Source organism: Acinetobacter sp. YH12233, assembly GCF_013417725.1.
In the GTDB taxonomy this organism is placed as follows: Bacteria; Pseudomonadota; Gammaproteobacteria; order Pseudomonadales; family Moraxellaceae; genus Acinetobacter.
The window spans coordinates 1-10,566 of the sequence record NZ_VPDK01000061.1 but is presented as its reverse complement, the minus strand read 5'-3'; the positions used below and the strand labels follow the sequence as shown (position 1 = coordinate 10,566).

The 10,566-nt window shown below is 40.9% G+C and carries 11 protein-coding genes and 1 pseudogene; 4 read left to right on the top strand and 8 right to left on the bottom strand.

Annotated features, from left to right (window positions below):
- Nucleotides 1-84 (bottom strand): annotated as a pseudogene (locus tag FTV12_RS15780) (IS1595 family transposase); the annotation flags it as partial.
- 103 nt (nt 85-187) lie between these two features.
- On the opposite strand from FTV12_RS15780, the gene FTV12_RS15775 reads away from it, so the two are divergent.
- Together FTV12_RS15775 and erpA are read left to right on the top strand one after the other, a co-directional pair.
- Entirely contained in the window at nt 188-1,201 is a 1,014-nt protein-coding gene (locus FTV12_RS15775; RefSeq protein WP_257220905.1) for a putative solute-binding protein, read from the top strand.
- Between the two features lie 116 nt (nt 1,202-1,317).
- The gene (erpA, locus tag FTV12_RS15770; protein ID WP_004780362.1) at nt 1,318-1,653 is read left to right on the top strand and encodes an iron-sulfur cluster insertion protein ErpA; all 336 of its coding nucleotides are present in this window, start codon (nt 1,318-1,320) and stop codon (nt 1,651-1,653) included.
- Between the two features lie 60 nt (nt 1,654-1,713).
- Here the strand turns inward: erpA and FTV12_RS15765 are convergent, their stop codons facing one another.
- The 6 genes from FTV12_RS15765 to FTV12_RS15740 all read right to left on the bottom strand — a co-directional run bounded on the left by FTV12_RS15765 (nt 1,714) and on the right by FTV12_RS15740 (nt 7,595).
- Nucleotides 1,714-2,091: a hypothetical protein gene (locus FTV12_RS15765; protein WP_162835342.1), complete on the bottom strand. Its 378-nt coding sequence runs from the start codon at nt 2,089-2,091 to the stop codon at nt 1,714-1,716.
- 111 nt (nt 2,092-2,202) lie between these two features.
- Complete coding sequence (locus tag FTV12_RS15760) at nt 2,203-3,108, bottom strand: matrixin family metalloprotease (RefSeq protein ID WP_180034308.1); 906 nt, start codon at nt 3,106-3,108, stop codon at nt 2,203-2,205.
- A 106-nt stretch (nt 3,109-3,214) separates the two neighbouring features.
- Complete coding sequence (locus FTV12_RS15755) at nt 3,215-3,610, bottom strand: hypothetical protein (protein ID WP_228127210.1); 396 nt, start codon at nt 3,608-3,610, stop codon at nt 3,215-3,217.
- Nucleotides 3,611-3,776: 166 nt separating this feature from the next.
- Entirely contained in the window at nt 3,777-5,717 is a 1,941-nt protein-coding gene (gene dnaK / locus FTV12_RS15750) for a molecular chaperone DnaK (protein ID WP_034171329.1), read from the bottom strand.
- A gap of 119 nt (nt 5,718-5,836) precedes the next feature.
- Nucleotides 5,837-6,379 (bottom strand): nucleotide exchange factor GrpE, encoded by a 543-nt coding sequence (gene grpE / locus FTV12_RS15745; RefSeq protein WP_004780371.1) that lies wholly within the window; start codon nt 6,377-6,379, stop codon nt 5,837-5,839.
- Between the two features lie 721 nt (nt 6,380-7,100).
- Nucleotides 7,101-7,595: a hypothetical protein gene (locus FTV12_RS15740; RefSeq protein ID WP_180034307.1), complete on the bottom strand. Its 495-nt coding sequence runs from the start codon at nt 7,593-7,595 to the stop codon at nt 7,101-7,103.
- A gap of 213 nt (nt 7,596-7,808) precedes the next feature.
- Here FTV12_RS15740 and FTV12_RS15735 point away from each other — a divergent pair, with 213 nt between their 5' ends.
- Nucleotides 7,809-8,879 (top strand): alpha/beta hydrolase, encoded by a 1,071-nt coding sequence (locus FTV12_RS15735; RefSeq protein ID WP_180034306.1) that lies wholly within the window; start codon nt 7,809-7,811, stop codon nt 8,877-8,879.
- Nucleotides 8,880-8,924: 45 nt separating this feature from the next.
- Here FTV12_RS15735 and FTV12_RS15730 read toward each other — a convergent pair whose 3' ends face one another.
- The gene (locus FTV12_RS15730) at nt 8,925-9,596 is read right to left on the bottom strand and encodes an acetoacetate decarboxylase family protein (RefSeq protein ID WP_179993066.1); all 672 of its coding nucleotides are present in this window, start codon (nt 9,594-9,596) and stop codon (nt 8,925-8,927) included.
- A 103-nt stretch (nt 9,597-9,699) separates the two neighbouring features.
- Here FTV12_RS15730 and FTV12_RS15725 point away from each other — a divergent pair, with 103 nt between their 5' ends.
- A complete protein-coding gene (locus FTV12_RS15725) occupies nt 9,700-10,272 on the top strand; it encodes a peptidylprolyl isomerase (protein ID WP_104426782.1) in 573 nt (190 codons plus the stop codon).
- Nucleotides 10,273-10,566 lie beyond the last annotated feature (294 nt).

Genomic DNA, 10,566 nt, shown 5'->3' with positions numbered 1-10,566 from the left:
TGTTTTGGAAGCAGGAATATCAACACAAAAGCATTGAATAATTTTTTTAATCTTGTAGTGACTTAATTTACTGTTTTCTATCATGATTCTAGACTAACATAATCATTTTGCTAGTCTAGAGCCAAAACAATAACATGTAGCACTTAAAGCAGATAACAAAAACAAGGCAATCAAGGAAAGCAAAATGATGCAGAGAGGATGGAAAGCCCTGGCTGTAGGTGCAGCACTCACGGCAGTTTCAGGTCTGACGCAGGCTAAACAGGTGGTATGTGTATTCGATCTGGTCGGCAAAAATGGTGACGTCTATGCCGTAATGAAAGACTATCAGTTGGCTGCAAAAAACTGGGGTGCTGATATCGAGCTTAGGGTAAATACCAATGAAGCTGTCGTCGCAGAAGATTTTAAAGCTGGTAAATGTGATGGGATCAGTGTCACGGGTATGCGTGGCCGTCAGTTCAACCGTTTTACTGGTTCACTCGATGCGATTGGTGCAATTCCTGATCTGAACCTGGCGGTAAAAGTTATGCAAGGCCTGGCGAGTCCGACCTTTGCCAAGCTCATGGTTCAAGGCAAGTATGAAGTCGCAGGGGTAATTCCGGTAGGCGATGCCTTCCTGATGGTCAATGACCGGAGTATTAATACTGTTGCAAAAGCAGCAGGTAAAAAAATTGCTGTACTTGACTATGACGAAGCACAAAAAATCATGGTTCAACAAGTGGGTGCACAGGCAGTCAGCGCCGATGTGACCAACTTTGGCTCTAAATTTAACAATGGTCAGGTCGATATTATTGGCGCGCCGGCTGCTGTATTTAAACCACTAGAACTGCATAAAGGTTTGGGTAGCAAGGGTGCTATTGTGAATTATCCGGTATTGCAGGTCACCGGTAATATTATTATTCGTCCAGATAAATTCCCGGCAGGATATGGACAAAAATCACGTGAATGGGTGAAAAGCCAGTTACCACGTGCTTTTGGAATTTTGGGTAAAATGAAGGCAGATATTCCCTCTAAATACTGGATGGATATTCCTGAAGCAGATAAGCCAGGTTACCAAAAGCTGATGCGTGATTCGCGGATTGATCTGACCAAACGGGGTATTTATGATAAACGCATGATGAAGTTACTCTGGCAATTCCGCTGCAAGCAAAATCCGAAAAACTTCGAATGTGCATTACTGGATGAGAACTATAAACAATCCTGATAAAATTACTCTGATTTGACTTTTAATCTGTACAGACTGACCATATATTGAGTGTGTTATACTTGAAATATGGTCTTTTCTTTTTAAAGACATTCCATTCAACAGAGGAATCCGCCATGAATGCTCAAGCGCTTGTGCTCACCGACAATGCCGCAAATAAAGTACGCCAGTTGCGTGACAGTGAAGGTAACCAAGACTTAATGCTCCGTGTGTATGTCACCGGTGGCGGTTGTTCAGGTTTCTCTTATGGCTTTAACTTTGCGGAAAGCCAAAATGAAGATGATGCAGAATTCGTCAATGGCGATGTCAAAATGCTGGTCGATTCTCTGAGCTATCAATATCTGGTCGGTTCAGTGGTTGACTATGTTGAAGGTCTGGAAGGTTCACGTTTTGTGGTACAAAACCCGAATGCGACCACGACCTGTGGTTGTGGATCTTCATTCTCGATCTAATACCTATCAAGTTGAATAAAAAAGTCCTCATATGAGGACTTTTTTATATCTGAAGAAAGCTTAGCTTTCCAGTTTGACCGCTTCAAGCAGGTCAAAAATCACTGTAGTGACATCCTGACTCAGTTCGCGGTTATTAAATATCTCGTAGGCTGTAATGGTAATGTCCGTATCACTCGGCAACAGACGCTGTTCTTCCTCAATCAAGTCATTGATCGGTAACAAAGTCTGTTTCACTTGCAGATGCAAAATATCCTTAAATTCAAGATTTTCATCATCCAGCTCGATCAGCTGTTCATTGAAATAAGGCAGCAAAATTGAATGAAGATAAGGTTGAATATCCTCGATATCAAAGATCTCGATATCACGGGTTTCATCAATCGTACTAATGTGGTCATTTACTTCAATTAAAATATGGTAGTAACTCACATGAATCTCCAAGAAAGTTGGCCTAAGACGTCCTACTGTTCTTCACAATAACATGAAATGAAACCAAGTTGTATTTTTACTAGCCTAAACACATAAATAATATAGGGAATTAAAACCTGAATGTTATCGAGTATACAATAGGGTCTTGTCTGCCGGGCGTAGTTTGAAATCTTGCAGATTCTGTTCACCCAATACAGGATACATTAAGGCTTCCGGATCATTATGATGATAGAGACCCAAGGCATGGCCCAGCTCATGTGCCAAAGTTAAACGTAAATCATCTTTGGCATCAAACTGGTAAATCTGGATCTTATCTCCCATAAAAATACCCTTATGAAACTGGCGTGGGGGAAAACGCTGCTGGGCCTGCTGGATATTTCGCTGATGGCTTTGCACACTGTTTTGATGAACAGAAACTTGCTGATTAAATGAAGATAGCTGTTCCTGAAGATAGGCATATTCGCGCTTAAAACTTTCCAGTTTAGGCTTGAGCATTTCCATCTCATACTGAAGCTGTTCACGCTCGGCAGATAAACTGGCTTGTTGACGGCGTTGCAATAAAGTTTGAAATTCAAACTCAAGCTGACTTTTTTGCTGGATCAGTCGTTGCTGCTGATCTTCCAGATTTTTCTGTGAAACTTGCAGATTGCTGACTTCACGCTGATATCTGGCTTCATCGGCAAGTAACTTTTTTTCAACCTTTTTAAAGGCTTCATAGTCCTGTTGGCGTTGATCATAGATCAGTTGAATGGCCAGCTGAGCATTCTCATCATAGACCATCAGATCATCGCGATTGGTTCCTTCATGCCAGATCTGAATCGCTTCCTTACTTAATTGAATGACCTCATCACGGGTCAGGCCAAAACCCGGATCGACCTGGTCAATCTGGAAACGTAGGCGCGTATCAAAAGGATGGGTCAAACGGTCAGTCAGTGAGTTAAATTTTAATTGTGGATGGGTCTTGGTTTGTAGATGCAAAAACAATGACACAATGAAAACGACAATCCCCAGAAAGCTTAAAAGACGCATAGTGTTTTTTAAAATATTGTTTGGCTCAATGTAGCTAAAAAAACAGCAAAATCCTAGCGTCAGAGCGATAAAAACCGTGCTTATGCACGGTTCTGCTCAGGTTAGATTATGATTTTTTACCTTTCCACTGCTCAACCTGTCTTGGCATATTGGAATGATAAATAAAACCAAGGCCTATACCATTCAATAAGAAGATCATAAATTCAATTAAATATTTCAGGTTATAGGAATGTCTGGTTTGGTGATTAAAGGCATACAGCGTGATTTCAGATTTAAAGATCTGGAAAATAATATAGCTCAGCAATCCAATACCTAGAATGATAAAACCTTTTCCGGAAGGATAGCGCTGAGGTACAGCCAGGATCAGCAACACAATGATGGCAATCAGAAAGCCTAAGGAAAAAGAAGCTTCAATTCCGAAGGTTTGCAGGTAATTAAAAGGCGCCAGTACCACATTCGGCGGTAAGATCAGAAGCAGATTACCCATTGGGTAGAGCAGCATGATCGCAAGCCCGGAAGCCAGAAGAAAAAGCTTAATAAAATTCTGCATACGTTTTTATTTTTAAGTTATTTATTTCATTATAGTTTAATTAAAAAACATTCTATTGCCTATGCATTGAGCAAAAAAAAGACCGCATAAAATGCGGTCTTTTTCTCAAAGTGACAAATTATTTTTTGTCATCTTTTACTTCAGTGAATTCAGCATCAACTACGCCGTCATCTGCTTTTTGAGCTTGGCCTTCGCCGCCTTGGAATGCATTAGGATCGAAACCTTGTGCACCGCCTTGGCCTTGAGCTGCTTCATAAGCACGTTGGGTGATCGGCATAATAATGTTTTGCAATGCTTCAGTTTTCGCTTTGATTGCTTCGACATCATTTTCTTTCGTAGACGCTTCTAACTCAGAAACCGCAGTTTCGATTGCAGTTTTTTCGTCAGCAGTCACTTGTTCGCCAAGATCTTTTACTGCTTTTTGAGCAGAAGAAACTAGCGCATCCGCTTCGTTACGTGCTTTAGCCAGTTCTTCGAACTTACGGTCTTCTTCAGCATTTGCTTCAGCATCTTTGATCATTGCTTCGATTTCAGCATCAGACAAACCTGAGTTTGCTTTGATCTGGATAGATTGCTCTTTACCAGTGCTCTTATCTTTCGCAGATACTTTCAAGATACCATCCGCATTGATGTCGAACGATACTTCAATTTGTGGCACACCACGTGGAGCAGGTGGGATGTCGCCTAACTGGAAGTTACCCAACAATTTGTTTTGTTGAGCCATTTTACGTTCACCTTGGTAAACTGAAATGTCTACAGCAGGCTGGTTGTCCGCAGCAGTTGAGAACACCTGAGATTTCTTCGCAGGAATCGTCGTGTTTTTCTCAATGATTGGAGTCAACACGCCACCCATGGTTTCAATACCAAGAGTTAGTGGAGTTACGTCAAGAAGAAGTACGTCAGTTTTATCACCAGACAATACCGCACCTTGGATCGCAGCACCCATTGCGACTGCTTCGTCCGGGTTCACGTCTTTACGTGGCTCGCGACCGAAGAATTCTTGTACTTTTTGTTGTACAAGTGGCATACGAGACTGACCACCTACCAGGATTACGTCAGAGATGTCAGAAGTTGAAAGACCAGCATCTTTCAGCGCAATCTTACAAGGCTCGATGGTACGAGCTACAAGATCAGCAACTAAACCTTCAAGTTTTGCACGAGTCACGTTAATCACTAAGTGTTTAGGGCCAGTCGCATCTGCAGTGATGTATGGAAGGTTGATTTCAGTTGCGTTAGAAGAAGAAAGCTCGATTTTTGCTTTTTCAGCTGCTTCTTTCAGACGTTGTAACGCAAGTGGATCGTTTTTCAAGTTCACGTTTTGTTCTTTCTTGAACTCTTCAACCAGGTAGTCGATCAATGCATTATCGAAGTCTTCACCACCAAGGAAGGTATCACCGTTAGTTGATAACACTTCGATTTGCTGGTCGCCATCAAGGTCAGCGATTTCAATGATTGAAACGTCGAATGTACCACCACCCAAGTCGTAAACTGCAACTTTACGGTCGCCTTCTTTCTTGTCCATACCGAACGCAAGCGCCGCAGCAGTTGGTTCGTTGATGATACGTTTAACTTCTAGGCCTGCAATTTTACCTGCATCCTTAGTTGCTTGACGTTGTGCATCGTTGAAGTAAGCAGGAACAGTAATCACCGCTTCAGTGACTGTTTCACCCAGATAGTCTTCTGCAGTTTTCTTCATTTTTTTCAGAACTTCTGCAGAGATCTGTTGTGGTGCAAGTTTCTTATCGTTTACTTCAACCCAAGCATCGCCATTGTCTGCTTTGATGATTTTATATGGCACTAGACCGATATCTTTTTGTACTGCCTGGTCTTCATAACGACGACCGATCAGACGTTTAATCGCGAATAATGTGTTTTTAGGGTTCGTTACCGCTTGGCGTTTAGCTGATTGACCAACCAGAATTTCACCATCTTTGTACGCAATAATAGATGGAGTTGTACGTGCACCTTCAGCGTTTTCGATAACTTTAACTTTGTCGCCTTCAAGTACTGCAACACATGAGTTTGTAGTACCTAAGTCAATACCAATGATTTTAGCCATTTTGATGTTTCCTCAAAAATTTTTTTGTGATTTACACTTGTTATCCGATATGAGAGCCGTTCAATTTTTTTCAAGTAAACTTTTAGAAAAAATTTCACAAACTCCCGAATTTATTTAGCTTAAGCGCCAACCATAACCATTGCAGGACGTAATAAACGGCCGTTCAGGGCATAGCCTTTTTGCAAGACTGTACCGATCTCATTGGCTTTGGCATCTGGTGCAATACCAACTGCCTGATGTAACTCGGCATTAAAACCATTCTCAGTATCAACTACGACCACACCAAATTTTTCTAATGTTGTCAGTAAACCTTTTAAAGTTAGTTCTACGCCTTCCCGTAACGGGCCTTGTTCTTCACCCGCAGCGAGAATTGCACGTTCCAGGTTATCTACAGTTTCTAACAGCTCCTTAGAGAACTTTTCCAAAACAGTATCTTTATGCTTTTCTGATTCGCGCTGAATGCGTTCTACACTTTTTTGTGCTTCATATACGGCATTTGCAGTACGTGCTTTTTCCAGTTTTAAATCGCCTTCAAGCTGTGCGATTTGTTCCTGTAAAGACTCAACGGTAACTTCAGCTTGTTCAGGTTCAGCTTGAGCTGTTTGTTGTTCCGTTTGCTCTTGCTCAAGTTCTTGAGCTTGATCGTTTTGCTCAGTCGCCATTGATTTACTCCGTTTAAATGGGTTCTTAAACATGTACAGTCCTTGGGCGTCAGAGTTAACTGCGTTAATACTGAACTGCCATGATTGAAATTTTTAATTATTTAAAGAAATCGGGGCAGGGGCAAAAAATTCAAGCACAAGTACAGATTAATTTTAAGATTTATTTGGATTTAATGACTTTAATAAAAGCAGCATCGTATTTTTAGATAGGAATAATAATTTTTATCTGTTTTAAATATTTTTAAGACAGGTGCATCATAGCGTCATTAACAGCGACCTTGTTCTGAGGAGAGAGCTGAACCAGGTTGCTGTTGCCTTATTTTTTAAACTGTTTTTCCAGTCAGATCCCTCACACAGGGTCCGGCTTTTTTTTGTCCAGATTATTTTTTAGACATAAAAGCGATTAATAACTAAGCAATAAAGTATTACACAAAAAATGAGTAACGCTATATTATTCATTTCAGATTCTATCGCTGTAGTTTCTTCTCTTTTTTAGAAATGTGTTTTCGTGGCTTATCTTTTCTCTAGATAAGCCTTTTTTTGCCTGAAATTTGCTACGGTTTTCGACTTATAAAATGGGATCATCTTCATCAAGACTATGCTGATTGAAAATATTTCTTCTATTCAAAGAAAATAGCTTGGATGAGATCAAAACCATAAAACTCAGTCCATAAAAAAGCCCTGATTTAAATCAGGGCTTCTCTGTTTATTTATATTCTGCCTAATCGCGGCGATTACGTGGTCGCTGCTGTTCCTGCTTACGTCGCTGATCATTCCAGCGTGGATTATTGGAGCGATTTTGCTGAACCCGTTTACGCTGCTGTTCTGCCACTTTCTTACGTTGTTCCAGCTGCTGGCGACGTTTACGTTCGGCCTGCGCCTGTTTCTGACGCTGATTACTCAGATTTTTGCGTTGCTGTTCCAGACGTTGTCGTTCCAGTTGAGTTTTACGCAGGTCCAGTTCTATTTGCCGACGCCGTTCCTGTTCCCAGTTACGCTGCTGAATATTTTTGCGACGTTCCAGTTCCAGTCTTTTACGCTGCTGTTCGTATTCCCAGCGTTGCCGATCATAGCGACGGTCTTGATCATAACGATAATCATAACCTCGATCGCGACTGTCATAACGTCCGTCATAATAACCATCATCAGGAAAAGCCACACAGCCTACGGCTAAAAATGCAGTGGCTAAAGATACCGTTATTATTCTTATCGCCATAAGCTATCTCCTTTTATACAGACTTCTACATTAAAGTCGCAAAAGTGCTGTAAAAATCTCACTTAAACTATCAATGACATCTGATTAAATTCAGGTTAGCGTATTTGGCAGATGATCTATGTACATTGATATTAAGACTTATATAAGAATATGGTCACTAAAACCCTAATCATGTAGAAAAAATGAAGAATTATGGGAAAAGGATGAAAACTCATGGGTGCGAATAATCCGGTCACAAAATTTGTAATGGATAAGGGGCAGGGCACTGCAGCACGCTTGCTGGATTGCCTGCCGAGCTTTGCACAAGAACGTCTGGTAAAAGCATTGGATTATCCTTATGACTATCCTGATTTGGATCCTTATATAAAATGCTTGATGGCGATTCAGATCAAACAGGGACAGCACGGTTTTATTAGTGAAGATGCGGTGCGATCACGTCAACTGTTTGATGAACGCATGAAAGCTATTCAGGCGAAACCGACGCCGGTCAAGGCAGTCGAGGATCTGCGTCTGCCATTGCAAAATGGCACTATCTTTGCCCGACATTATCATCCGGCACCACAGAAAAAATTGCCGATGGTCATTTTCTATCATGGTGGTGCATTTATAGTGGGTGGTCTGGATACACATGATGATTTCTGTCGTTTATTGGCGGTGCATGCCAAGGTGCAAGTGCTCAGCGTGGCTTATCCGCTAACGCCAGAATACAGTCCTTTGCAGATGGTACAGGTCTGTGAAGATGCTCTGGCTTGGGTACATCAAAACATCAAGCAGCTGAAAATCTATAAAAACCAGATTGTAGTGGCAGGGGATAGTGCAGGTGGAAATCTGGCGGCAGTGGTTGCGCAGCGGAGTGCCAATAAGATCTATGCACCTCGCGCACAGTTATTGCTTTACCCGGCTGTCGATTTTAAAAGCCGCCATCCTTCTTTTTATGCCTATAACCAGGGCCTGGTACTTTCAGCTCAGGATATTGATCTAGTAACTAAGTTATATGCTGAAACACATCAAGTCGAACTGGATGATCCGCTGATTTCACCGACCTATGGTGAACTGAAGAATCTGCCACCTGCCTATGTGATTACCGCCCGTCATGATGTGCTGCATGATGAAGGTTCAATCTATGCTCTGAAGTTACGTGAGAATGGGGTGCGAGTGTATTATCAGGAATATACAGATCAGGCACATGGTTTTATCAATCTAACCCCAATTCATAAACGTTCGAAAAAGCAGGTCATTGAACTCAGCAAGAATTTCCGTAAATTCTTGGACAAAAAGATCTGATTCAAAAATAGATGTAATTAAGGTGTTTCACGTGAAACACCTTTTTTATTTTTTATGGATCTTGGCTTCTGGAAAGACTAAATTAAATTTAGGTACATAAAAGCTTTGTAAATATTTAGCTTTAGAAAAATCCGGGAATATATCCTGAGTATCTTGCCACTCTGCCTGAATGAGCTTGGATAAATAACCCCGGAATTGAGGGCTAAACTGATAATGCTGGGATTTCCAGGTTTGCCGGATTTTTAGCATGGAGCTTGGAAGATGATGACTATTTAAATAGAAAGAACGAGGAGATTTAGGTTTTTTAAGACGAAGCGTCATGCTTTGCTCACGATAAGTAATGCGGCAAATCGTTTCCTGTCCCTGTTCTTGCCAGTCAAACTCTGCATATTCTTTAGGAATACCCCACAAGTGCTGACCATGCACAATAGATTCATGAGTAGAGACATAAATTTTCGGAATAGTCGAAAGACGCCGTCTGCTAATTAAAGGATGATCCATAATGAGCAATTCATCATAAGGACCCACAGGAGAATGATGATAGCGCACTAATAGAACCTGAACGACACGGCCGAGTGGAGATGGCGCAATCCGAAAACTCTGAAATTCACGAATAAAATGAGGGGTAATCCAGTAATTCAGAATAAAACCCTCCCCCTGCAAATGCCAAGGCGGAAATTGATGGACGCTTTTCTCCTGTAGTAATGCATGGCTCATTATTATTCTCTTGTCTTTAGTCGGCAGGTCACTGCATTATTAGTCATGAAAGATTAATATGTTGTGCATCTCAACCTTTCTTTATCAGTAGATGAGTTAAAAAATGTTAAAAAAATCATTATCTGCTATCGCGTTGATCGCATTTAGCTTACCAAGTTTTGCTGCCAATACCCTGATCGAGATGAAGACCTCATCCGGTAATATCGAAATTGAACTCTTTAATGACAAAGCACCGATTACGGTGAAAAACTTTGAAGAATATGTCAAAAGCAACTTCTATACAGGAACCATTTTCCATCGGGTCATTCCAGGCTTCATGATTCAGGGCGGAGGTTTTGATCTCAACATGCAAGAAAAAGCCAATAATAAAGCTTCAATCAAGAATGAATCAGATAATGGTTTGCAAAACAAACGTGGCACTTTGGCCATGGCACGTACCAATGATCCTAATTCGGCGAAAGCGCAGTTCTTTATTAACTTGGTAGATAACAGTTTTCTGGATCGTTCACCAAGAAATGCTGGATATGCAGTATTTGGCCGGGTTACTAAAGGTATGGAAGTAGTCGATAAGATCGCTCAAGTGCCTACTCAAAACTATGGCATGCATCAGGATGTTCCGAAAACAGCTGTGAAAATCAACAGTGTGACCATTAAAGCACCAAGCGTGAAAAAGTAAGTGAAAAATAAAACATAAATGTTTTGTTTATATTTTCTTTGGAATATTATGAACTTATGTAACAATTGGTAGGAAAATGAACTAATTTGGTGCATAAAAATAAAACAGTCATGATTGGTGTGCGTTAAAAGCACTTGCTTGTGTAGGAAATTGCCCTATAATGAGCTCATACCGACGAGATAGACGGAAACGAACGAAAGGCGAAGCGTTGAGTTGTTAAGTTTATCGAAGTTCAGCTTCTGACATTGACGAGATGTTAGAAAGATCATTAAGAGATTATGAAGAACAACTTGT

Coding starts and splice junctions, on each gene's coding strand:
- FTV12_RS15735 (WP_180034306.1), top strand. CDS start 7,809: ATGGGTGCGAATAATCCGGTCACAAAATTTGTAATGGATAAGGGGCAG.
- grpE (WP_004780371.1), bottom strand. CDS start 6,379: ATGGCGACTGAGCAAAACGATCAAGCTCAAGAACTTGAGCAAGAGCAA.
- FTV12_RS15760 (WP_180034308.1), bottom strand. CDS start 3,108: ATGCGTCTTTTAAGCTTTCTGGGGATTGTCGTTTTCATTGTGTCATTG.
- FTV12_RS15755 (WP_228127210.1), bottom strand. CDS start 3,610: ATGCTGCTCTACCCAATGGGTAATCTGCTTCTGATCTTACCGCCGAAT.
- FTV12_RS15730 (WP_179993066.1), bottom strand. CDS start 9,596: ATGAGCCATGCATTACTACAGGAGAAAAGCGTCCATCAATTTCCGCCT.
- erpA (WP_004780362.1), top strand. CDS start 1,318: ATGAATGCTCAAGCGCTTGTGCTCACCGACAATGCCGCAAATAAAGTA.
- FTV12_RS15775 (WP_257220905.1), top strand. CDS start 188: ATGCAGAGAGGATGGAAAGCCCTGGCTGTAGGTGCAGCACTCACGGCA.
- FTV12_RS15740 (WP_180034307.1), bottom strand. CDS start 7,595: ATGGCGATAAGAATAATAACGGTATCTTTAGCCACTGCATTTTTAGCC.
- FTV12_RS15725 (WP_104426782.1), top strand. CDS start 9,700: ATGTTAAAAAAATCATTATCTGCTATCGCGTTGATCGCATTTAGCTTA.
- dnaK (WP_034171329.1), bottom strand. CDS start 5,717: ATGGCTAAAATCATTGGTATTGACTTAGGTACTACAAACTCATGTGTT.